Below are 23,168 nucleotides of genomic sequence, written 5' to 3' on the forward strand. Positions count from 1 at the left end.
TTTGGCAAGATTTGCGCAATGAGATAAGTGAATCAATAAATTATCACATTTCGATTCACGCAAAGTAATTGATTCGCACAAAATTCGCATAAAATTCACACAAAGATTCGCGTAAAATTTATAATTTTATGCTACAATTTCGCCTTTTAAATTTTATTAAATTTTAGCAAAATAGGAAAAATAAAAATGCCACAAAACTACAAATCCCCCCCCCAAGCGAGTTTTTATAAAAATCTAGCGCAGATTTTGATTTTTGCATTTATTTTTTGCGCGTGTAGCAGCAATCAACCGCAATATGTAGATTCGCGCGATTATGTGAGCTTTGAGCTAGATAATCACGACATTGGCGATATGATTGAAAAGCTGATAGAAAAACTACTCGATAATCCCACGATTAGAAAGCAAAGCGAGCTAAAAATCCTAGCCATCGGCGAAATAGAAAACGCCACAAATCAAAGCCACCGAGCTAATCGCAAGTGAAGTCATAAATCACATAAGCAAAAGCGGTAAATTTAAAATCGTAAATGCAGGGCAGAATGCCAAAATCGAGCATCTCATCCGCAAATCGCGCAAATTTCGCAGAATCTAAAAATTTTCCCGCTAGATTCTGCGTTTTGCACCAAAATCGCAGAATCCAAAAATTTTCGCAAATTTCGCAGAATCTAAAATTTTTCCCACTAGATTCTGCGCTTCGCCCAAAATCGCAGAATCTACTTCTTCTTTGGCGTTACCAAAATATTCACATACCGCCCTTCTAGCGTTGGCTCTCCCTCCGCATTTGCGCAATCTTGCATAGATTCGATTATGCGATTTAGCACAGCAAATCCAGCGCGTGGGTCAGCCATTTCGCGCCCTTTTAAAAATACGCGAAATTTCACGTGCTTCCCAGATTCTAAAAATTCCCGTGCGTGTTTGACTTTGTAATTTATGTCATTTTGCGCGATTTGAGGCGATAATTTTATCTCTTTGACTTCGATTTGCTTTTGCTTTTTCTTTGCTTCTTTTTGCTTTTTTTCTTGTTGATAGCAAAATTTGCCAAAGTCCATTATCTTGCACACAGGCGGTTTTGCAGTGGGTGAGATAAGCACCAAATCTAGCCCCGCGTCCTCTGCTAGTTTGCGCGCCTCCCTTGTTTTCATAACGCCAAGTTGTTCGCCATTTGCGCCGATACAGCGCACCTCATCGAATGTTATTTCGTCATTTAAAAAAGTATTCTCTCTCAAAAAATCCCCTCGCTCATTGCGTTTTTCAGTCTATCCAAAAATGCCTCCTTTGTTAGATTGTATTGTGTTTTTGTGATGCGGTCGCGAATCGCAACTTCGCCCCTTTCTACTTCGCTTTTGCCGATGATTGCCACAAATGGCACTTTTTGCTTTTCGCTTGTGCGAATGCGCTTATTAAAGCTATCGCCTTTTAGATTCACCTCGCCATACGCGCCAAATTCAAGCATTTTGGCACACAGCTCTTTTGTGTATGGCAAAAATTCCTCCGCAATAGGCACAAAAATCACCTGCGTAGGCGCGATAAAGATAGGAAACTCGCCATTAAAATGCTCTATCAAAATCGCGCAAAATCGCTCAAAACTCCCCAAAATCGCGCGGTGAATCATCACAGGGCGTTGCGCGGTATTGTTTTCATCAATGTATGAAATGTCAAATCGCTCAGGCAGATTCATATCGATTTGAATCGTCCCACACTGCCATTTGCGCCCGATTGCGTCTGTGATTTTAATGTCAATTTTAGGTCCATAAAACGCCCCGCCACCTTCATCAATGCTAAAATCTATGCCCTCGCTTGTGAGAGCCTTTTTAAGCGCAAGAGTCGAATCCTCCCAAATCGCTTCACTGCCGATAAACTTCGCAGGACGCGTAGAAATCTCCATTTCATATTTGAATCCAAACTTATCCATAATTTTCGTAGCAAAGCATATAATTTTTGCAATCTCGCCTTCAATTTGATTTGGACGACAAAAGAGATGCGCATCATCTTGCGTAAATTCTCTCACTCTCAAAAGTCCGTGCAACACGCCACTTTTTTCGTGTCGATGAACCACGCCATATTCATAAAATCTCAAAGGCAAATCCCTGTAACTTCGCACCGCGCTTTGATAGACTTTGATATGCCCAAGGCAATTCATCGGCTTTATGCCATATTCACTCTCATCAATCGTAGTAAAATACATATTTTCTTTGTAGTTGTCGTAATGTCCGCTGATTTTCCACAAATCGCTTTTTAAAATCTCAGGTCCCCTCACAGGCTCATAATCCTGCGCAATCAACGCCTTTGTCAAAAGATTTTCGATATTTTTGCGAAGTCTTGCTCCCTTTGGTAGCCAAATAGGCAGTCCCGCGCCCACTTCATCATCAAAGCAAAACAAATCCATCTCATTGCCTAACTTTCTATGGTCGCGCTTTGCGGCTTCTGCCATCATAAATTCGTAGTTTTTCAACGCCTCTTTTGTGGCAAAAGCAATGCCATAGATTCTAGTAAGCATTTCGGCATTCTCATCACCACCCAAATACGCCCCAGCAAGTTTTGTAAGCTTAAAGTGGCGAATCAACCCCGTGCGTGGGATATGCGGTCCTTTACATAAATCCTCAAAATCGCCCTGCATATACGAGCTAAAATTATCGCCTTCAATGCGACTCATCACCGCGACTTTTAGCTCATCGTCGCCAAATTTTGCCTCCGCCTCTGTGCGATTCATACACGCTTTACGAATCTCAACATTTTGCTTTGCCAAAAGGCGCATTTGCGCTTCGATTCGCGCTAAATCATCGCTTGTGATTTTCTCATCGACTTTAAAATCATAATAAAATCCTTCATTTACAACGGGTCCTACGAAAAATTTGGCGTTTGTATAAAGGCTCTTTATCGCTTGTGCCATAAGGTGCGCGGTGGAGTGGCGCAAAATATGCAGTGCATCAGCTGAATCATCAAGGTAAATCGCCTTAAAGTCGCTTGTATCGATTGATTGCTCTGTCGCAGTTTGTAAATCAAAGATTTTATCATCTTTTTTGTAAGCTATAATTTCGCTCAAAAATGCCCTCTGTCCTTATTGAAATGTGATTTATGGTGGTCCCGATTGGACTTGAACCAACGACCCCTACCATGTCAAGGTAGTGCTCTACCACTGAGCTACGCGACCTTTTTGATATTTTTTGCGCCTAAATTCAAAGCTAGATTCGCGCCGAATCTACGGCGATTTCACGCAATTCGCCAAAAATTTTGCAAAAAATAAAACGGCAATTATAGCGACTTTAAAGCTAAATTTACCTTAAATTTTATAAGATTCGGCACAAATTTTACATTTTTAAGGCGAATCGTGAATCAAAAAATTTCAGTCTGCATTATCGTAAAAAACGCCCAAGCTACGCTAAAAGAGTGCCTAGAATCGTTAAAAGAATTTGATGAGATAATCTTGCTAGATAATGGTAGCACGGATTCTACGCTACAAATCGCAAGCGAGTTTAACGCCATTTATGGGAAGTTGCGCATTGAAACAAGCGAGTTTATCGGCTTTGGTGCGCTTAAAAATCTCTGTGTGAGCTATGCAAAAAATGAGTGGATTCTCTCCCTTGATAGCGATGAAGTGCTAGAAAAATCCGCGCTAGAACAAATCCGCGCCCAACATTTAGAGCCAAACTGCATTTACGCCATTTCGCGCAAAAATCTCTACAATGGCGTGTGGATAAAGGCGTGCGGGTGGTCGCCAGACTTTGTGTGGCGTTTGTTTAATAAAAACTTCACGCGCTTTAATGAAAACATTGTGCACGAAAGTGTGATAATCCCGCCAAACGCGCAAAAGATTCGCCTAAATGGGCATATCAAACATTATGCGTGCAATGGAATCGTGCAGTTGCTTGACAAACTACAACGCTACACTAGCCTATATGTAGAGCAAAATTACAACAAAAACAATCCCAAACATATCTCAATGTCAAAGGCGATTATGCGTGGCTTGTGGGCTTTTGTGCGAAGCTATTTTTTGCGAAAAGGGATTTTTTATGGCTACAAAGGCTTTGTGATTAGCCTTTGTAACGGACTTGGGGCATTTTTCAAATACGCAAAACTATACGAAATAACTCACGCGCCCCCCCCCTATGCCACTTCCTTAATCGTTACCACTTACAACCAAAAAGAGCGATTAGCGTTAGTTTTGGATTCTGTGAGGGATTTGAATCCACTCCCAAAAGAAGTCCTAATCGCCGATGACGGGAGCAAAAGCGACACACGCGAAGTCATAGAAACTTATGCGCAAGGTTTTCCCTGCGAGTTGCGCCACATTTGGCACGAGGATAAGGGCTTTCGAGCCGCTCATATTCGTAACCGCGCGATAGAATCTGCGCGTGGCGAGTATATTATCATCATCGATGGCGATATGATTGTCGATTCACACTTTGTGGCGGAGCATTTGCGATTCGCACAGCGTGGCGTATTGTTGCAAGGCTCACGCGTGATTTTGCGTGAAAACGAAACGGCGCGGATTTTAAGCGACAAAAACCACGCCCTAGCGTTTGATTCACACTCTTTGAAAGCCACGCATTGCAATCTTTTGGCGCGTTTGATTTATGCCACCTCCAAAACCACCGCCAAAATTTTCCGCAAAAAAGAGTTGATTAAAGGCGTGCGTAGTTGCAATATGAGCTTTTATAAAGCGGACTGCGAGGCGATAAATGGCTTTAATGAAGAGTTTGTGGGCTGGGGGCGCGAGGATAGCGAATTTGTCGCACGATTTCTTTTCAACGGCGGAGAATTACGGCGCGTAAAACATAACGCCATCGCCTATCATCTCCACCACGATGAAAACCCGCGCCAAAAGCTAGAATCTAACCACAATATATATATATATGCAAAAGCAAAGCAACTTGGGCAAAAATGGGGCTACAAAAGGGCGAAAAGACACGAGAGTCGCGAATCTAGAGGCAAATCCACCACAGATTCGCCTAAAAAGTGCGTCCTAATCACCCTAAAAGACATCACAGAGGGAGGTGGCGGGGAGCGCGTGGGCGTAAATATAGCAAATGCCCTAACGCAAAATTTGGGCTATGAAGTGCAAATCATTAGCTTTTTTCGCACACACAAAACGCCCATTTATCCGCTTGATTCGCGCATTTCTTGCGTCCATCTTTGCGACAAAAAAGCAAAGAGCAAAAATCCGCTTACCACGCTTTTTCACAAAAGCATTTTGCGCATCATTTTTTGCTATCAAACGCACAAAATCGCTAGGCAGACAAACGCGGATATTGTGTTAGCAAATGACGGGTGGTTTATCCCGCTTTTTACGCGCAAAAAGCAGGATTTTAAGCCGTTGTTTGTGCGACTATGGCATTTGAGTGCTCCCAAAAAGGCAAGGCGCAAACTGCGCTATTTTGACACGCTTGTGGTGCTATCATCGCGTGAATTGCCTATTTGGCAACGCTATCATAGCAATGTGCGTGTAATCCCAAATTTCTTACCCAAAATCCCTACACTTAGCACGAATCACGCGCAAAGATTCGTATTAAGCGTGGGACGAATGGATAATGGCGACCAAAAAGGCTTTTTGCGATTGATTGATATTTGGAAAATAGTGCAAGAAATGATTCAAATACCCCACCCTAAATCCCTCCCGCAAGGGGAGGGACTTGTTTTGAAATCTCCCCTCCCTTGCGAAGCTGAGAAAAATTTAAGCCCCCTCCCTTGCGGAGGGGGTTTGGGGGTGGGTAAAAATCCACAAAGCAAAGTAGATTCTGCGTTTTTCGTGCTAGACTCTACGAATGGCATTGATTTTGCAGAATCTAACCCACCCCCTGTATCCCCCTCCGCAAGGGAGGGGGAAAGTGCAGATTCGCAGAATCTAACCGATTGGCGACTTATAATCGTAGGCGATGGTCCCCTAAAAAGCGAGATACAATCCAAAATCAAATCCCTAAACTTGCAAGATTCTATAATCTTAAAGCCATTTACCAAACAAATAGAGCGCGAATATTTGGGTGCAAGTATCTATGCTATGAGTTCGCATTTTGAGGGCTTTGGTATGGTTTTGGCGGAGGCTTCTAGCTACGCATTGCCTTGTATTGCCTTTGATGTCGCCACAGGACCTAGCGATATTATCGCGCATAATAAAAGTGGCTTTTTAGTAAGCGATAATGATTTGGAGGCTTACGCAAAGCACTTAATCACGCTAATGAGTGATGAATCTAAGCGCATTGCATTTGGAGGCGAAGCCAAAAGGCTTGTGGGGGAGAGATTTTCACAATCTGTGGTAGTCCAAAAATGGCAAGAATTGCTTGAAAATAAATCGTAGCAAATTATGCTAAAATCACGCTTTTTAGATTCCAAAACGGAGCGACTTCAATGGCATTTTTTAGAGACATATTTTTTGTCAAACATTTCGCGCTAATCTTTGTGCTAAATAGCGTTTTTATCGCACTAGCGCAGTTTAGCAACTTACCAAAACTCTTTGACGCGCATTGGTGGCATTGCCTAGCGTTTCGCGAAGCGATGCTATTTTGCACTTATTTTTTGGCGTTTTGCGTGGTGTTTTATTTGCCTTTGGAGCAGATTTTGGGGCGATTTGGCAGAAAAATCAAAATGGCATTTGTCGCGCTTATCAGCATATCAAGCATAATTTTGCTAATCGTCAATCTATTTTTAGTCCTAAATTTTGGTGGGACGCTAAATTCGCACTTGGTAGGCGTGGCATTGCAAAGCGACCCTAGCGAAGTTAGCGAATTTTTTGGCGAATATATAAGCGCGAAATTTGTAATTTTCTCCGCGTTGATTTTCGCCCTACTTGGCGTGACTTATCGCTATGGCGACAAAGTGGTTTATAAAATCCTAATTGGGGGGGGGCAAAATAAAGATAAGTTAGATTCGTGTGAATCTAATTCGCTTGAATCTACCCAAAAAACACGCAAATCTAGCGAATCCAAAAATCGCATAAAAATCTTTTGGATAATCTTTGCCACGCTACTAATCGCGCTAATTTTGGTGCATTGTCTGCGTTTGCGTCCGTATAATGAGCGCGAAAGCGATGTGGTTTATGTCGCTACCACTTCGATAAAAGACGCGCTAGATTCGATATTTGGGGCGATGAGGGAGTATGAGCAAATCAACGCGGATTTTGAAAAATATGCCAAAAATATCGCACACACTCCCGCACCACAAGACAAGAAAATCGCAAATATCGTCCTAATCATCGGCGAATCAGCACAGCGCGACAAAATGCAAATCTATGGGCATTATCTGCCAAATACGCCAATTTTTAGCGCGATTCACGCCCAAAAATCGCAAAATTTGTTTGTGTTTGATAATGTGATAAGTTCGCAGGTTACGACATTTGAGTCGCTCTCCCAAGTGCTAACTTTCGCAAATCAGGACAATTTAGGCAAAAAGTGGTTTGAGTATCTAAATGTAGTTGATGCGATGAGGCTAGGAGGGTATAAAACCGCTGTGATAAGCAATCAAGAGCGATTTAGTCTGTGGAGTAAGGCGACTACGACTATTTTTTCACGCGCTGATAAAATGCTGTGGAGTGCGGATAGTGTGGCGGGGAAGAGGCTAGATAGTATGGGGTTTGATGAGAAAATTTTGCCGATTTTGGATAATTCGTCTTTGGGTATGCAATTTCGCACTTGTGAAAATTTTGGGGATTTCGCAGACTCCAAGTCTAGTCTCAATCCCCAAAATTTTCACAAATACAAAAGCCACACCACAAATACTTCGATTAAGATTCTGCAAAATGCAGAATCTAACAATAAAAGCGACTCGTGCGGAAGTATTGTGGATGAGAAATCGGGGTTGCGCAGTTGTGAGCAAGGAAATAAGACTGATAGTCTATTGACGAAGCGAACAACAAGTCTCCCCGATTTATCGCCACAAGACAACGCACTTTGTGGTTTATTTCTTACCATTCATCTAATGGGCTCTCACGTGGGCTACGCAAATCGTTATCCAAAGGATTTTGAGCGATTTACCCCGCGCGATATAAAAGACAATCCGCACATAGACAACTTATCAAACGCCCAAAAATCCCGTGCCAAAGCGGATTTGGCGCAATATGCAAATAGCATTTTATACACGGATTTTGTGGTAGGCGAGATTATCAAACGATTTGCAAATAGCGATAGCATTGTGATTTATATCAGCGACCACGCAAGTGATGTGTGGGACACGGGCATTGGCTCACTCCGTGTGGATAGCAAAATCACGCGCTTTATGGTAGAAGTGCCATTTGTGGTGTTTGTAAGCGATGAGTTTATAGCCCGCCACCCCGCACTTTATACGCAAATCGCGCAATCCACGCAAAAGCCTTTTATGATAGACGATTTGATTCACGCGCTAATTGACATTGCGGGATTTCAAATCGATGGCTATGAATCTAGCCGAAGTATTTTTAGTGATGATTTTAATGCGAATCGTGCGCGAATGCTAGGCACAAAAGCAAATCAAAATTATGAAAATCTGCGGTAGATTCTGCGAATCGCACCTTAATTTGTCATTTTGAGTCGTAGGTGAAAAATCTCAAACTTTGCGCTAGATTCTGCGAAAAATTTGCTTTTTTTGATGAGATTCTGCGTTTTTTTATTAGATTCTGCGAAAATTTTGCAAGATTCTGCGATTCGCAGAATCTACCCACCCCCTTAATCCCCCTCCGCAAGGGAGGGGGAGAATTAAAAAAATATCCACGCGCATTTGGGAGGGGGAGAATTTGAGATTTTTCGCTCACTTCGTTCGCTCAATCCGTAGGATTTAATAAAGAAACTTCGTTTTGCGAGCGAAGCGAAGCAACCAAATGACAATTTTGTTTGGATTGCCACGACTTGACAAAGTCAAGTCTCGCAATAACGAAGTGGGGATAGATTCTGCGTTTTTCGTGCGATTCGCAGAATCTAACGCAGAATCTGCGTTTTTTGCATTTAAATCAATTCTAGTATTGATTGCTTCGCTACGCTCGCAAATTCTGCGAATTGCGGTGGAGGTTTTGTATTTGTAAAAATTTTAGGGTGTGAGACTAGACTAGCGGTCTGCGAATGCCCTAAAATTTTTACAAATGCGAAAAATGCACCCGAAGACGAATTGCCCAGCCAAAAATTACCTCTCTTGCCTTAAATACCCTTCATCTATCAGTGCTTCTATTACTTTCTTTGCAAGTGGGGCTGCCGTTTGTGAAGCATAGTAGCTACTATCCTTTGCGCCAAATACCACCACGCCGATGGTGTAATTTGCCTTTTTATCTTTGGCAAAGCCAAAAAATGAGCCGATGTATTCGCTGCCATAGCGTCCGTTGGTGGCGATTCGCGCAGTCCCCGTTTTACCGCCGATGATTACCCCCTCTACATTTGCGACTTTGGCAGTCCCTTTTTGCACGGTTTTAATCAGCACTTTTTGCAAGGCATCGGCACTATATTTGCCTAAAATGTGGATTTTCTCGCCACTTTTATTTTTATCGATGATTTTATTATTTGTATCGATTATGTAATCCATCAAATACGGATTTACCAAATGCCCCCCGTTTGCAAACGCCGAATACGCGCGCAACATTTGCATAAAAGTCGCTCTCATCGCATATCCATAGCTAACGCTCCCTTTGTAAATATGCGAATTTAGCGTCTTTGCATTTGGGATAATGCCCGTTTTCTCATAGGGCAAGTCGATTTCAGTAGGGAGTGAAAATCCAAACGCCACAAGCGCGTTGTGATAGCTTTGCGCGTTTAGTCGCTGTGCCATTTGCACCATACCGATATTACTTGATTGAACGATGATATTCTCCGCGCTTGCGTATTTCTGCGGGTGTGAATCGCGAATGGTGTATCGCCCAAATTTATATACGCCATTGTGGAGATTAAAAATCTCATTTGGTTTGATTAGATTTTTTTCTAGTAAGATTGAGTAAATCACAGGCTTCATAATGCTACCGGGCTCAAAGCTCTGCTCTATAAAGCTTGGATTTAGATTTGCGTATTCGCTTTGTTTGATTCGTTTGGGATTGAAGCGATTCGAACTTGCTAGGGATAAAATCGCCCCGCTACTTGAATCCATAATGCCAATTATGATTTCACTTGCGCTAATTGTCTTTGTGCCTTCATCGATTATGTTTTCGATTTTTTTCTGTAATTTTAGCGGGATAGTTAGCACCACGCTTTTGCCGTCAATCCGCTGTTTTAAAATCGCATTTTTATCTAAAATAAGATTAAATCCCACATCTCTATTGCCCTTAAAATGCCCATCTTGCTTTGATGAAAGCGCGTATTCATAATATCGCTCAACGCCTTTTACGCCCTTTGGCTTGGTGATACCATCGCCTTCGATTTTGTTTGTGTAGCCTAAAATTGGTTCGCTTAAATCTTTGTAAAGATACTCGCGCGCCTCCCCGCTAATCTCAATGCTAAGCCCTGCTTTGGGGTAGATTCTGCCGTTATATTCATACGAGCGAAACACACCAGCGCGAAGCAACTTTTTATTTAGCTGTTTTAAATTTAGCGCGACTTTGGGGCTTAGCTTATATGAAAGCGTGATATGTCCGCTACCACGCAGTTTTTCTCTCAAATACTGCTCGTCTATCCCGCTGTAAATGCTAAAAAGGCGGATAAAAAAGTCCATTTTATTTGGGTCGATACTTTTTTTAATCACGCTAACTTTATATAAATTTTTGCTACTTGCTAGGCTAAATCCATCTTTGCTATAAATGCTCCCGCGCTCGGATAGCTCTTTTTGTGAGATTTCTAATGTCGGCATTTTGCGCGGGGTGGTGATGTTGTAATACAAAACCGCGACAAATAAAATTAGGCACAATGCGATTGAAAAATAAAGGATTATAATGCCATTTGTGCGCGAGTTACGCTCGATTTGCTGTGCTTTCTCGTGCTCTTTTTTGTATTTCTGCCCTACCTCAAAGTCATCATCAAAATTTATATTAAAATCTACATCATCATAATTTTGCATATTTTTTGTATGATTGCGCTAAATCTACACTTGCGTTCGCAGAATCTCTTTATAGGCGTTTATTGCCTTATTGCGGACTTCTAGCATTGTTTTCATACTCATTTCTGCCCGCCCGATTGCGATTGCCGCTTGGTGCAAATCTTTGATTTGCCCACTTGCGACATCTGCCAATGCCTGCTCGCTAGTTTTTTGCTCTTTATTTACTTCTTCAAATGCTTCTTTCATCGAATCCATAAAGCCTTTTAGATTCTGCGATTTTGCGCTTGGCGTGGTTAGTTTCGCAGAATCTAGCGCATTTATATTATTTACCATTATAAAACTCCATTTTTATGCTTGAAATAAAATTATAGCATTATTTGCCATATTTTTTGCGCTTTGAAACGCAGCGACATTTGCTTGATAAGCACGCGTTGCCTCAATCAAATCCGCCATCTCTACCACAGGATTCACATTTGGATACGCCACATAGCCGTTTTCATCGGCATCTGGGTGAGAAGGCTCATATTTCAATATCGGCTCTTTGTCATCGCGCACAATTTTATCTACATACACGCTCATAATGCTAGGCTTTGGCTCTTTATCCCAAACACCCTCGCTCAATGGGTCTTCGTATTTTAGCAAATTATTGTTCTCACCAAGCTGTTTATTTAGCTCTTTGTTGAAATCAAATGCCTTCAAAATCACTTCTCTGCGCCGATACGCGCCACCTTCATCGGTGCGCGTGGAGTTTGCATTTGCGATATTTGAAGAGATGACATTTATGCGAAATCTCTGCGCACTTAAACCATATCCGCTAATATCAAAGCTACTTAAAAATGCCATTTTGCGCTCCAAATCTAAATATTTTTGCCTGAATCTATCGCGTAGGCATAAATGCCTTTGTGCTTCTTACTTGCGTTAATAAGGGCATTATACATTACTGAGTTTTTCCCCATTTCGCTACTCTCCACATCTAAATCCACGCTATTGCCGTCATTTCGCGCCAAATGCCCATCTCGCCAAAAAATCGTAGGGCGATTTTTATCGCCATCGATGGACGATAAATGCCCCGTGTGCGTTTGTGCCAAAGGCAAAGTTTTGTTTGGCTCGTTTTTGAAAATGCGATTTGCTTCTTTTGTGAGATACTCTTCAAAGGCAATGTCTTGCGGACGATAAAAGGGCGTAGCGACATTTGCCAAGTTACTCGCAATCAAATCTTGTCGCAACGAGCGATAATCAAGCGCCTTATGGACGATACCATAAACCTTGCTAATTTCCATAGTAAAATCCTTTTTGGAAAAATTCTAAAAATTTAATAATTAAATAAGCAAGATTTGTTCCAAATGGGTTTAGATTCTGCGAATTTTGTAAGATTTTGCGTACAGATTCTGCGAATTGCAGAATCTGCCCTAATTTCGCAGAATCTAGCGCGATTTTCACCCCTTTGCTTTGCTAACGATTTTTATGATATTTTCCGCCACTTCCCCCGCTAGCTCCAAATGCGAGGTAAATCCCACGCACGAGCAGTTTATCTCGCCAAGAATATATTTATCCGCGCCATTTTCATCCGTATCTAAAATAAAGTCCGCCGTCCAAATGAGCGGCAAATCATAATTACCAAGTTTCTGCCGAATATTTGGCAGTTCGCCTAAAAACATATCCACCAAATTTTGCCACTGCGAAGGACTATCATAGCGATATTTTGCCCCGCTAAAAAGTGTCGCAGAAAAGGCATCCGCGCCCTCCGCAGGTTTTTTATGCACGACATTTACAGGTTTATCATAAAGCATCAAAAGGCGGATTTCGCCCTCTTTAATGCGGGGGAGAAATGTCATATCCACTAGCATTCCATTATCGCCGATGATATACTGCTCACAAAAGTCCATAAACTCGCCTAACTCGCGGTGTTCGCTGTGATTATCCTTTGCTTCGGTGCATTTGATTTTGGTATTTAGTGGCAGAGATTCTGCGCTAGATTCTGCGCCTTCCACGCAAACGCGCCAAATTCCCTCTCCCGTCGAACCTCTATTTTGCTTTAAAACTCGCTCGCCTTTTGCGAGAGTTTTGGGGAAAGTTTCCTTAAAAGTTTTGATATCATAATACGCATAAGTGTCCTGTGGCACGAGATTTGTCCCTGCTAGTTTTGTCAGCGCATCTTTCGCCCCATATCCTATCATCGCATCAGGATGTGGCATCCCAATCAATCCATCCGCGCAAAGTTGCCTAAGCATCGCAAAATATTCATTTTCCTCTTTCAAATTGCCCGGATTTATGCGCGAAATATAACCATCGAAATTTTCCAAAACGCGCTTATAAATCTCATCTTTTTTCGCAACTTCAAAGAAAATCACCTCTGCATTCCACCCGCGCTCTTTTAGCGCATCCACCATCGGCATCGTATCTTTTCGATAACCATCCGCACCTTTATCGCTCCCGCCACGCACTTCGAAAAACACGACATTTTTTTTCATCTTTTTTCCTTTGTTTTGAAATTAAAAAGTGTGGATATTGTAGCGAAAATTTATGAAATTTAGCACAGATTCTGCGAAATCGCAGAATCTATCAAACTAAATTCGCTCTAACTTCCGCTCATCGCTTCACTTTGGGCGTGGGTGATAAGCGGGTCGATGACAGAATCCAAATTGCCAGAGAGCATAATCTCCTCCAAACTATACAAAGTTAGGTTAATTCTATGGTCGGTTAGGCGGTTTTGCGGGTAGTTGTAAGTGCGGATTCGCTCGCTCCTATCGCCACTACCGACTTGCTCTTTGCGATTTGCGCCCTCTGCTTTTGCTTTGTTTTCTAGCTCCATTTCATAGATTCGCGCTTTTAAAATCTTTAACGCCTTGTCTTTGTTTTTGTGCTGGGACTTTTCATCTTGCATAGAGACAGAAATCCCTGTGGGGATATGCGTTACGCGCACCGCTGAATCTGTGGTATTGACACTTTGTCCGCCGTGCCCGCCACTGCGGAATACATCGATTTTTAAGTCATTTGGGTTGATATTCACCTCCACATCATCGACTTCGGGCATTATGGCAATCGTTACGGCGGAGGTGTGGATACGGCCTTGAGATTCTGTCTCGGGGACGCGTTGCACGCGATGAGTCCCGCCCTCAAATTTTAGCCGCGAATACACGCCACAGCCTTTAATCAGCGCGATGACTTCTTTGTAGCCACCGACATTATTTTCGCTAGAACTTATGATTTCGACTTTCCATTTGCGTAAATCAGCGTAGCGACAATACGCCTTAAACAAGTCGCCCACGAAGATTCCTGCTTCATCGCCTCCCGTGCCTGCGCGGATTTCTAAAAACACATTTTTATTGCCATTGGGGTCTTTGGGGATTAGCAGGATTTTGATTTGGGATTCTAATTGCTCTTTTGCGCTTTCTAGCGATTTTAGCTCATCTTTGGCGAGTTCGCCTAGCTCTTTGTCATCTAGCAGTGCCTTATTTTCGTCAATTTGTTTTAGAATCTCAATGTAGCGTTTCGCAGATTCTGCGACTTCTTGCAAGTCGCTTTGCTCTTTTGAGAGTTTGCCAAGCAATTTTGTGTCATTAAAAACTTCGCTTTTTACGAGCTCTGCGCTGATTTCATCATATCGCTTGATAAGTGGCAGAAGTTTATCTGTCATCAAAACTTACGCTTTTGCTAGTTTTTTTACTTTTTCATTCAACCTTGATACTTTTCGTGCCGCCGTATTTTTGCTTAAAATGCCCTTGCTTACGAAGCTATGGATATTTTTATTTGCGATTTTTAACGCCTCTTGCGCTTTTGCCACATCGCTTGATTCAACCGCCTCATTTACCGCGCGAGTTATATTTTTGATTCGCGTGCGGTAGTATTTGTTTCGCTCGGTGCGCTTCAAAGTCTGCCTAATGCGTTTTTCCGCTGATTTATGATTTGCCATTTCAATCCTTTAAGTTTAAAATAAAAGTGCGAATTATGCCATAATTTTTTTAAAAAAAATTTAAATTACCAAATCGCCTTTATAAACGAAACTACAAAATTTCGCTTATTTTCGCCAATATTTTTCAAATCCACATACCCCGCGCCAATCTCCAAATGCTCAAAAATTATCACAGACGCTAACGCCGATAACTCTTCATAATCGCCCCCAGCGTATAAAATATCGACTTTGAAATTCTTATGCCTTGCACCTGTGAAAACATAATACACGCTTTGATTTGCGCCAAAATACTCGCCCCCTGCGTAATAGTTACTTGGCGCAATCACGCTACCATAAAAGCGCGAAGAATCGCCGTATTGCGTCAAAACTCCCACGCCATTATTGAAAGTCTTGTAATACCCCGCGCCAAAGTAAAACCAATCATATCCAAACTTTTGGTCTATCCAAAGCAAGTGCCCTAGCAAATCCGCGCCTTTTAAATCGTCCAAAAATGCGTATTGAAACGCAGAAACGGAGTGAAACTTGCTTTCATCGCCAAATGCAGCACTTGCCTTTAACCCCATCGCGCCAAAATTATTTGTCACAAAATATGAATACAAGTCGGTTTTGAAATATTTCGCATAGAAAAAGTCCGCACCAAAGGCGATTAAATGCTCATCGCGCTTTGTGTCAATATTTGACTTATGGCGTCTATAATCCCACAGCGCGTTCATTTGTCCGCTTATTTCTCGATTATTTTTTCTAAATTGCAAGTTTTGCTCAAATGAATACAAAAACCACAATCGCATAAAATCCGTAGCATTCACCGCCACTGAAAGCCCTTCGTTGTGTCCGCTAAACCACTCGTATTTGATATTGTTCGTATCATATCGTCCAAGCGCGATTTGCACCACAGGGTGCGTGTATGAAAAATACAAGTCGCTAAGCGTTATATACGCCTTGTATGCGTCATTTGCCTTTGCAACTTTGGGGTAGTTTTGATTATAAATTGAGTATGCGCTCCAAGCACCAATGCCAAGCGTTATGCCGATATCCCAGCTCGCGTCAAACCCCACACTCGCGCTTAATCCAGCGTAGGATTTGGGCGGTTTATCCATTTGCATTTGCCACGAAATCCCCGCGTGCCCCCACACATCGATTTCATTTCGCCCAAATAGCGCAGAAGTCAGCAATAAAATACATAGAAGTTTTTTCATAGTCACCTAAATTTTTGGATTTTTGAAATTTTAGCATAAAATATTTTTGATATTTCGGCAAAATCTAATTTTTTGTAAATCTTTTGCGATAATCACACGCCTTGCAAAATGGCTCTACAATGCGATTCTTGCGAAATCCATTAAGTATTTTTTGTGCCTTTTGGCTTTTGAGTGCCGAATCTAGCGTGGTATCTTTGATATTGCCAAGCGATAAAATCCCTTGTGAATCCATACAGCAGGGCACAATTTCGCCGTTTGATAAAATGCCGATGTGGGATTTTAGCGCAAGGCAAGTGCCTTTTGTAGCAAATTCGTCTTGTGAATGATTCGCAGAATCTGCATTATTCTCCGTCATTGCGAGATTCTGCGTAGCAGAATCGTGGCAATCTATTTTATTATTTTTTTTGGATTGCTTCGGCGAATCTGTCGATTTGCCTCGCAATGACGAATTTTTTGAATCCTCCGCAATTCTAGTATCTTGCGCGAGATTCGTGGGTTGTGCCGAAAAATTCGAGTGAGATAGAACTAATGGTTCATCGAGCGAGAATTTTTCAAACTCCCGCGAAGGTCGCGTGAGAGACGAATTGCCCCACTCAAAAACTCCCCTAAAATCAATGATAACCCTTTCGCCCAATTTCACGCGCGAATCGCAGATTTGCGAATCGCCCAAATATTGCACCAAATTTTTCACACCAAATTCACTCTCCAAAAACGCCACCAAATCCCTATTTCGCGCCCTTTTTTGCACTCGCAGATTTACAAAGATTTGTGATTTAATCGCCTTTTTATACTTGCAAAACTCCACGATTTGCGCCAAAAGCAACTCTTTGTTTTTTAGCTCCATTAGCGCGTCTAGCGAAAAATTCACTTGCTTTATGGGCGCATTTAGTAGCAAATCAAAATCCGCCAAATTTGTAAGATTCGCGCCACTTGTGGTGATTTCGACTTTTAGATTCGCGCTTTTTGCCACTGCCAAATATTGCTCCAAATTTTCTACGCACAGCGGGTCGCCCAAAATATGAAGTGCGATTAGTTTCGTGTAGCGGGTAGATTCTGCGATTGCTTTTTTAAAAAGCTCCAAATCCATCACACCACGAATCCCCTTTGGCACGGGACAAAACGAGCATTTTAGCCCACAAATATCGCTAATTTCAATGTAAATCTTTTTCATTTGCGATATTTTAGCTAGAATCCGCGTGAAATTTTATAAATTTAAGGGCGCAAAATGCGAGAAATTTTCAAGCCATTTTTTAGCAAATATTTCGGCAAATACTTGCTTGTGGGCGTGGCAAATACGATTTTTGGCTTTGGCGTGATTTTTGCGCTAATGTTTTGCGGGGTAATGCCCGAAATTGCGAACTTTTTGGGATATATTTGCGGGATAATTTTGTCATATTTTTTAAATAAAAATTTCACATTTGAGAGCAAAAACTCCCACCGCCACGACTTTTGGCGATTTTGCGTTGCGATGGGCGGGGCATATTTGATAAATCTAGTTGCGCTAATCATCGCACACCGCGCATTTTTCATCGACAAATACACCGCCCAAATCATCGCGGGGATTTTTTATACGCTCAGCGGATATGTTTTGAATAATTTTTTTGTATTTAGGTGATTTTGAATGCGAATTTTTGTCTTTTACCACCCCACGCGCCATTCAAATCCGCCGCCGTTTGAAATCCCCCTGTCGCCAAATCCCCCAAAATACTGCAATCCAAACTCCATATCAAACTTTTGCGCCTCCAAAAGATACGAAATTCCCGCGTTTGCGTAACCTAAGATTTTGTCGCTATCTAGGGCAAAATCGAAGTTTTGACTTCGCACTAACACTTTGCTTTTTGCGAGTTTTGGGGCGAGATTAAACTTTGCGCCTACGCCAAAGTTTATCCCAAATCCGCCAAAATAATTTGCGTAAGAGAGCCCCAAATCGCCGTAGATTAGGTTAAAAAGCGAGTTTTGATAAATCGCAGAATCTGCTTTGATTTCCTTTGATTTCAGTGCTTTGTAGTCAAATCCTGCTTCGAGCGATAATGCCCCGCCTGCGCGAAAATCAAATGTTTTGCCAAAACTTAAATTTGCGCCAAATCCCAAATTTTGCGGTTTCAAATCTGCCAAAAATTGCGTTTTTAAGTCGTTTGAGAAGTGGTAGAAATCCCCGTGTGCCTTTAAAAACAGCGCAAAAGGCAAGTCGAATTTGTAATGCAGTCCGCCGAATAAATTTAGGTTTTTGATTTGCAAGTCTTTATCGTGCTTGTCGCTTAATGTGCCATAAGTTAGGGCGAAGTGTGCGCCAAGTGTGTGCGATTCTGCGAGTGTCACGCTAAAAGCGGTGATGAAACCATAGTCAAATCCGCTTAGTGCGTAGTTTCCTGCCTGTGCGAAAGAGTTGTGATTTACGAATGGGGTGAAAATGAAGTGGTAGTTTTTCGCAGAATCTGCGGTAGATTCTGCGATTTTGGGGGCAGAATCTGCGAGATTGTGAGAAATGTTTCTTTGGATTCTGCGATTTTTTGCGGTAGATTCTGCGTTTTTGTAGAAAAAGGTTTCGTTTTGTTTGGGATTTGCGTATTCGTTTGCGTTTATTGTGGATTGCCACGAATCTGCTAACGCAGATTCTCGCAATGACGGAGAGTTTATGGATTGCTTCGTTGTGGCTTCGCCACTGCCTCGCAATGACGAAACTTTTTTGATTCTGCGAATTGTGCGTTTTTGTGGGGTTTCACCCACCCCCTTAATCCCCCTCCGCAAGGGAGGGGGAAAATTATTGGTTCGTGGGAAAATCATCGCGCTAGTCATCATTTGCAAATTATTCATCGTGCGAATGTTGCTTTTGTAAAGTTCGGTAATTGGCGTATGCAGGGCAAAATCGCCATTTTTATCGCCCTTATTTTCTTTCATTTTCACGATAAAATATTCTCCACTCTCCAAAATATCATAAAAATCAGCGTCTTTTAGCGCAAGGCGGGAAAAATCCACGCCCAAAGTTGTGTAAGCATTGCCACTAGTATCCGTGACAAGTTTGCTTAGCAAATAACCCGCGCCAAACTCAAAATCCCCTCCAAAATCCAAAATCAACTTCCCGTTTTCGGCGAATTTCACACTGCCATTTTCTAGCACCAAATGTGAGTTATCGATTGTGCCGTTTGTGCCATTTGAAGTCCCGCTAAATGCGTTAAATTTCGCAGAATCTTCCGTGATTTTCATCGCGTAATTTTGTAGCGTGAGATTGACGCTTTTAAAGTGATATTTGCCTTCAAGCGGATTTATCGTGCCAAAATTTTGAATGGTAACCATTTGATTGCTGTGGTCGTCATAACTCACGGAAATCCCCTGCATTGCGCCATAATTGATGAGATTTTTAATCGCACCTTTGTTAAATGTGATGTAAGTATCAATCGTGTTGTAATTGATAAAAGTTGCTATGATTCCTTTCTCATTGCCGTTCTCCGCGAGATTTATGCTAGTGCCACTGCCTAGCGTGAAATGGGTGTGATTGGTGATTAAATCATAGGGTTTTTTAATATCGCAATTTCCACCATTGATTTCGCAAGCGACACTCAACTCAATCGCATTTAATAAGCAAAATCCCCCCCCCCCGCAATCAGCATAAATAGCAATCTTTTCATTTCCCACCTCCGCAAAAATAAAACGCATTATTGCGTAAAAATATTAAATTTTCGCAGAATCTACCTCATCTCTTCCAATCGCTCTTTTTTAAAAATCTCAAACCTCCCCTGCAAAATCGCCTCCCTCGCGCCACGCATAAGTCCTAAATAAAACGCCAAATTATGAATGCTAGCAAGTCGCGCATACAGCACCTCACCCGCGCGAAATAGGTGGTTTAGATACCCAAGTGAGAAGTTTTTACACACATAGCATTCACACGCAGAATCTAGCGCAAAATCGCTATTTTTAAAGCGCATAGATTTGATATTCACTCGCCCACTGCGCGTGAAAAGCGTCCCATTTCGCGCATTTCGTGTCGGCATAACGCAATCAAAAATATCCACGCCACGCGAGATTCCTTCAAGTAAATCCTGTGGCGTCCCCACGCCCATAAGGTAGCGGACTTTATCCTTTGGCATACAGTCCGTTGTGAGCGCGATTGTGTCATACATTGCGCTTTTTTCCTCGCCTACGGCAAGTCCGCCGATTGCAAATCCGTCAAATCGCGCATTTTCGCACTCCATAGCGACTAACTCTTTTGCGCAAAACTCCCTTGCGCTCGCGTCTGTGCCACCTTGAATGATTGAAAAAATATGATTTGTGGGGTGCAAATCGCGCATTTTTGCGTGATATAAAAGCGAAGTTTTCGCCCAAGAAAGCGTCCTTGCGATAGATTCTGCGATGCGCTTTTTACTCGCAGGGAGCGCGATTAAGTCATCTAAAATCATCATAATGTCGCTATTTAGGGCGTATTGAATATCTAGCACCTTTTGCGGAGTGAAAAAATGTGCGCTCCCATCGATATGACTTTTAAAGGCAATGCCCTCACTTTGCGCTTTGCCCTTCAAACTAAACGCCTGAAATCCGCCACTATCGGTTAGAAAACTCCCGCTAAATCCGCTAAATTTATGCAATCCGCCCAAATTTCTCACCACCTCCGCGCTTGGGCGCAAATACAAATGATATGTGTTTGCAAGGATGATTTTCGCGCCAAGTGCGTGCAAGTCGCTAAAATCAAGTGCCTTCACGCACCCTTGCGTGCCGACAGGCATAAATGTGGGCGTTTGCACAATGCTATGAGTGAGTGTCATCTCCCCTGCGCGGGCGTTTCCATCGGCTGCTTGAAGTGAAAAAGTCATATTTTGCCTTTTGTAATCGCAGAAACTAGCGAGGATTTTATAGATTCTGCGAATTTAGTTCCTTTAATGCCCTTGAAAGCGTCTCTTGTGAGATATTTAGCAAACTTGCGATGAGACTTTTGCTGACATTTTTGAAAATGCTTGGATTATTTTGCATTAGCATTAGCATTTGCACCTTGCTTTGCGTATCCATCAAATTCATCTCTATGAAGTTGTTTAGCTCGTGCAGTGCGGAGTTTGCGCGATTTAGAATGCTATGCAGTAGTGCGATATCGCTTTGCATTAAAGAGTGCAAAACTTTGCTTGGAATGCTTAAAATCTTGCAGGGTTCAAGTGCGTGAAGCGTGCTTTTTGCGGTGCCATCAAAAGAGTCGTAATTAAGCAGTGGTGGCGTATTTTTCAGCGCACACTCACTTGCATAAATGCCAATCACCGCTTCTTTGTCAAATTTATTTGTTTTATACACCTTGATTGAGCCGTGCAGTAGGTAAAAAAGCGCATCGATTTTGTCATCTTTGTAGCAAATAATATTATCTTTATCGTAATCTTTTATGTGCGAAGTCTCTAAAATCTGCGTGAAACTCGCCTCGCTAATCTCCGCAAAGTCCGCCATCTCGCGCAAGACAAAGGGCAAATCAAGTGAGCAAAATAACTTGCAGGAATTTGCGTATTGCGGATGGTAAAAGCCGATTTTGCGATTTAAATGCTTCATTTTGCCCCTAGATTGCGCAGAATCTCATAGATTCTGCGTTTAGATTCTGCGAATTTGTCATTTTTAAGCGAATTTTTCAAGCGATGGCGCGAAATTTCCATAGATTCTGCGAATTACTCAAAATATCTCAAAATTTTATAGCCATTGTCTTGCAAAAATTTGTCCTTTTGCATTAGCTTCAAATCGCTTTGCATCATATCTTTGATTAGCGAATCTAAGTCATATTTTGGCTTCCACCCTAGTTTCTCACGCGCTTTGGTAGAATCGCCAAGCAACAAATCCACTTCTGTGGGGCGGAAATATCCGCTATCCACTTCGACTACGACTTTGCCTTTTTCGATTTTGTAGTCGCCATTGCATTGCTTTATGACGCCCTTTTCATTCACGCCCTCGCCGATAAACTCTATCTCTATGCCGACAAAATCAAATGCCTTTCGCACAAACTCACGCACTTCGGTAGTAACGCCTGTGGCGATGACAAAGTCCTCTGGCTTTTCTTGTTGCAAAATCAAATACATCGCCTCAATATAGTCCTTTGCGTGTCCCCAATCGCGTTTGGAGCTTAGATTCCCCAAGTATAATTTTTCTTGCAAGCCAAGCGCGATTTTTGCCACTGCGCGCGTGATTTTACGCGTTACGAATGTCTCGCCACGAATGGGGCTTTCGTGGTTAAACAAAATCCCATTGCTTGCAAAAATATTATACGCCTCGCGGTAGTTTATCGTAATCCAATACGCATAGAGCTTTGCACACGCATACGGAGAGCGGGGATAAAACGGTGTTTTTTCATTTTGCGGACAGCCTTGAATGAGCCCATAAAGCTCACTCGTGGAGGCTTGATAGATTTTGGTTTTTTGCGTAAGTCCTAAAAGTCGCACCGCTTCTAAAATCCGTAAAGTCCCTATGCCATCGGCGTTTGCGGTGTATTCTGGCGTCTCAAAGGATACTGCCACGTGGCTCATCGCCGCAAGGTTATAAATCTCATCTGGTTGCACTTCTTGGATAATGCGCGTGAGATTCATCGAATCCGTCAAATCGCCGTAATGCAAGAAAAAATTGCAATTTTGCTCGTGGTAATCTTGATAAATATGGTCGATTCTATCGGTGTTAAAGAGTGAAGCCCTGCGCTTTATGCCATGAATCTCATAGCCCTTATTTAGCAAAAATTCCGCCAAATACGCGCCGTCTTGCCCTGTAATCCCTGTGATAAGTGCCTTTTTCACTATCGCCCCTTTAAAAAAATGTCGAAATTATAAATAAAAATGATTAAAAAATCTAACGCAGATTCTGCGAATTTGCCTTTGAAACGCAGAATCTAGCGGAGATTCTGCGATTTTCGCACATTCGCAGAATCTATGATTTTTCATACAAACTATGATGCCAAATGCTAAACCCCACTAACGCCACGCCAGAGGCGATATGCAAGTTTTTTGCAAAGTTGCCTTTGAAAAACGCGCTCCCTACGCAAAGAAGCAAGGACGCGCTCATTCCTAATTTGGCAAATTCTCTCTTTGATTCGACTGATGAGAGTAATTCTTTGATTTGCAAGGTTTTTAGGCTAATCGCAGAATCTGCCTTTGTTACGCCATTTTTTTTGACTTTTTTTCTCAATTTTTATCCTTTCATTTTTTGAA

The 23,168-nt window shown here is 42.1% G+C and carries 23 protein-coding genes, 1 tRNA gene and 2 pseudogenes; 7 read left to right on the forward strand and 19 right to left on the reverse strand.

The genetic code is table 11. From position 1 onward, the window contains the following. The first annotated feature begins 186 nt into the window (after positions 1 to 186). Together ACWIUE_RS02045 and ACWIUE_RS02050 are read left to right on the forward strand one after the other, a co-directional pair. A complete protein-coding gene (locus ACWIUE_RS02045) occupies positions 187 to 480 on the forward strand; it encodes a hypothetical protein (protein WP_454134393.1) in 294 nt (97 codons plus the stop codon). A gap of 56 nt (positions 481 to 536) precedes the next feature. Continuing rightward, complete coding sequence (locus ACWIUE_RS02050; protein WP_454134395.1) at positions 537 to 758, forward strand: hypothetical protein; 222 nt, start codon at positions 537 to 539, stop codon at positions 756 to 758. On the opposite strand, the gene infC is transcribed toward ACWIUE_RS02050, so the two are convergent. The 3 genes from infC to ACWIUE_RS02065 all read right to left on the reverse strand — a co-directional run bounded on the left by infC (position 711) and on the right by ACWIUE_RS02065 (position 3,148). Further along, positions 711 to 1,223: a translation initiation factor IF-3 gene (gene infC / locus ACWIUE_RS02055; RefSeq protein ID WP_454134397.1), complete on the reverse strand. Its 513-nt coding sequence runs from the start codon at positions 1,221 to 1,223 to the stop codon at positions 711 to 713. The genes ACWIUE_RS02050 and infC overlap by 48 nt on opposite strands. After that, positions 1,220 to 3,040, reverse strand: a complete 1,821-nt coding sequence (thrS, locus tag ACWIUE_RS02060) for a threonine--tRNA ligase (protein WP_454134399.1) — start codon at positions 3,038 to 3,040, stop codon at positions 1,220 to 1,222. The genes infC and thrS overlap by 4 nt, the downstream gene beginning before the upstream one ends. A gap of 33 nt (positions 3,041 to 3,073) precedes the next feature. After that, positions 3,074 to 3,148: transfer RNA gene (locus ACWIUE_RS02065), tRNA-Val, on the reverse strand. Between the two features lie 177 nt (positions 3,149 to 3,325). On the opposite strand from ACWIUE_RS02065, the pseudogene ACWIUE_RS02070 reads away from it, so the two are divergent. From ACWIUE_RS02070 to ACWIUE_RS02080, 3 genes and pseudogenes are all read left to right on the forward strand, one after another. Further along, positions 3,326 to 4,849: pseudogene (locus ACWIUE_RS02070) on the forward strand (glycosyltransferase family 2 protein); the annotation flags it as partial. Positions 4,850 to 5,851: 1,002 nt separating this feature from the next. Beyond that, positions 5,852 to 6,289: pseudogene (locus ACWIUE_RS02075) on the forward strand (glycosyltransferase); the annotation flags it as partial. A gap of 50 nt (positions 6,290 to 6,339) precedes the next feature. Next, positions 6,340 to 8,457, forward strand: coding sequence for a sulfatase-like hydrolase/transferase (locus ACWIUE_RS02080; RefSeq protein ID WP_454134400.1), 2,118 nt, complete (start codon positions 6,340 to 6,342; stop codon positions 8,455 to 8,457). A 25-nt stretch (positions 8,458 to 8,482) separates the two neighbouring features. On the opposite strand, the gene ACWIUE_RS02085 is transcribed toward ACWIUE_RS02080, so the two are convergent. Next, positions 8,483 to 8,713 carry a hypothetical protein gene (locus tag ACWIUE_RS02085; protein ID WP_454134402.1) on the reverse strand — a complete coding sequence of 77 codons (231 nt, stop codon included), beginning with the start codon at positions 8,711 to 8,713 and terminating at the stop codon, positions 8,483 to 8,485. A gap of 66 nt (positions 8,714 to 8,779) precedes the next feature. Between ACWIUE_RS02085 and ACWIUE_RS02090 the strand changes: the two genes are divergently transcribed. After that, positions 8,780 to 8,980 (forward strand): hypothetical protein, encoded by a 201-nt coding sequence (locus ACWIUE_RS02090; RefSeq protein ID WP_454134404.1) that lies wholly within the window; start codon positions 8,780 to 8,782, stop codon positions 8,978 to 8,980. A gap of 98 nt (positions 8,981 to 9,078) precedes the next feature. Here the strand turns inward: ACWIUE_RS02090 and ACWIUE_RS02095 are convergent, their stop codons facing one another. From ACWIUE_RS02095 to ACWIUE_RS02140, 10 genes are all read right to left on the reverse strand, one after another. Then, positions 9,079 to 10,929, reverse strand: a complete 1,851-nt coding sequence (locus ACWIUE_RS02095; protein WP_454134406.1) for a peptidoglycan D,D-transpeptidase FtsI family protein — start codon at positions 10,927 to 10,929, stop codon at positions 9,079 to 9,081. 24 nt (positions 10,930 to 10,953) lie between these two features. Next, positions 10,954 to 11,241, reverse strand: a complete 288-nt coding sequence (gene fliE / locus ACWIUE_RS02100) for a flagellar hook-basal body complex protein FliE (RefSeq protein ID WP_454134408.1) — start codon at positions 11,239 to 11,241, stop codon at positions 10,954 to 10,956. A 15-nt stretch (positions 11,242 to 11,256) separates the two neighbouring features. Then, complete coding sequence (gene flgC / locus ACWIUE_RS02105) at positions 11,257 to 11,751, reverse strand: flagellar basal body rod protein FlgC (RefSeq protein WP_454134410.1); 495 nt, start codon at positions 11,749 to 11,751, stop codon at positions 11,257 to 11,259. Between the two features lie 14 nt (positions 11,752 to 11,765). Continuing rightward, positions 11,766 to 12,188, reverse strand: coding sequence for a flagellar basal body rod protein FlgB (gene flgB / locus ACWIUE_RS02110; RefSeq protein ID WP_454134411.1), 423 nt, complete (start codon positions 12,186 to 12,188; stop codon positions 11,766 to 11,768). Then, positions 12,178 to 12,348, reverse strand: coding sequence for a hypothetical protein (locus ACWIUE_RS02115; protein ID WP_454134413.1), 171 nt, complete (start codon positions 12,346 to 12,348; stop codon positions 12,178 to 12,180). The genes flgB and ACWIUE_RS02115 overlap by 11 nt, the downstream gene beginning before the upstream one ends. Then, positions 12,345 to 13,379, reverse strand: a complete 1,035-nt coding sequence (locus ACWIUE_RS02120) for a Cj0069 family protein (protein ID WP_454134414.1) — start codon at positions 13,377 to 13,379, stop codon at positions 12,345 to 12,347. Before ACWIUE_RS02120 ends, ACWIUE_RS02115 begins: the two co-directional genes overlap by 4 nt. A 107-nt stretch (positions 13,380 to 13,486) precedes the next feature. Next, complete coding sequence (gene prfA / locus ACWIUE_RS02125; RefSeq protein WP_454134416.1) at positions 13,487 to 14,545, reverse strand: peptide chain release factor 1; 1,059 nt, start codon at positions 14,543 to 14,545, stop codon at positions 13,487 to 13,489. A gap of 6 nt (positions 14,546 to 14,551) precedes the next feature. Further along, entirely contained in the window at positions 14,552 to 14,821 is a 270-nt protein-coding gene (rpsT, locus tag ACWIUE_RS02130) for a 30S ribosomal protein S20 (protein WP_454134418.1), read from the reverse strand. 65 nt (positions 14,822 to 14,886) lie between these two features. Further along, the gene (locus ACWIUE_RS02135; protein WP_454134420.1) at positions 14,887 to 16,017 is read right to left on the reverse strand and encodes an outer membrane family protein; all 1,131 of its coding nucleotides are present in this window, start codon (positions 16,015 to 16,017) and stop codon (positions 14,887 to 14,889) included. Between the two features lie 64 nt (positions 16,018 to 16,081). Then, positions 16,082 to 17,188 (reverse strand): radical SAM/SPASM domain-containing protein, encoded by a 1,107-nt coding sequence (locus ACWIUE_RS02140; protein WP_454134422.1) that lies wholly within the window; start codon positions 17,186 to 17,188, stop codon positions 16,082 to 16,084. A gap of 54 nt (positions 17,189 to 17,242) precedes the next feature. On the opposite strand from ACWIUE_RS02140, the gene ACWIUE_RS02145 reads away from it, so the two are divergent. Next, on the forward strand, positions 17,243 to 17,632 hold the full coding sequence (locus tag ACWIUE_RS02145) for a GtrA family protein (protein ID WP_454134424.1): 390 nt from the start codon (positions 17,243 to 17,245) through the stop codon (positions 17,630 to 17,632). 23 nt (positions 17,633 to 17,655) lie between these two features. Here ACWIUE_RS02145 and ACWIUE_RS02150 read toward each other — a convergent pair whose 3' ends face one another. The 5 genes from ACWIUE_RS02150 to ACWIUE_RS02170 all read right to left on the reverse strand — a co-directional run bounded on the left by ACWIUE_RS02150 (position 17,656) and on the right by ACWIUE_RS02170 (position 23,145). Then, positions 17,656 to 19,671 carry an autotransporter outer membrane beta-barrel domain-containing protein gene (locus tag ACWIUE_RS02150; RefSeq protein WP_454134426.1) on the reverse strand — a complete coding sequence of 672 codons (2,016 nt, stop codon included), beginning with the start codon at positions 19,669 to 19,671 and terminating at the stop codon, positions 17,656 to 17,658. Between the two features lie 32 nt (positions 19,672 to 19,703). Continuing rightward, positions 19,704 to 20,822: a tRNA guanosine(34) transglycosylase Tgt gene (gene tgt / locus ACWIUE_RS02155; protein WP_454134428.1), complete on the reverse strand. Its 1,119-nt coding sequence runs from the start codon at positions 20,820 to 20,822 to the stop codon at positions 19,704 to 19,706. 37 nt (positions 20,823 to 20,859) lie between these two features. Beyond that, positions 20,860 to 21,534 carry a Crp/Fnr family transcriptional regulator gene (locus ACWIUE_RS02160; protein ID WP_454134430.1) on the reverse strand — a complete coding sequence of 225 codons (675 nt, stop codon included), beginning with the start codon at positions 21,532 to 21,534 and terminating at the stop codon, positions 20,860 to 20,862. Between the two features lie 113 nt (positions 21,535 to 21,647). Then, positions 21,648 to 22,760: a GDP-mannose 4,6-dehydratase gene (gene gmd / locus ACWIUE_RS02165; RefSeq protein WP_454134540.1), complete on the reverse strand. Its 1,113-nt coding sequence runs from the start codon at positions 22,758 to 22,760 to the stop codon at positions 21,648 to 21,650. 127 nt (positions 22,761 to 22,887) lie between these two features. Continuing rightward, positions 22,888 to 23,145: a hypothetical protein gene (locus ACWIUE_RS02170; protein ID WP_454134432.1), complete on the reverse strand. Its 258-nt coding sequence runs from the start codon at positions 23,143 to 23,145 to the stop codon at positions 22,888 to 22,890. Between the last annotated feature and the right edge of the window lie 23 nt (positions 23,146 to 23,168).

Source organism: Helicobacter sp. 23-1045, from assembly GCF_053654655.1.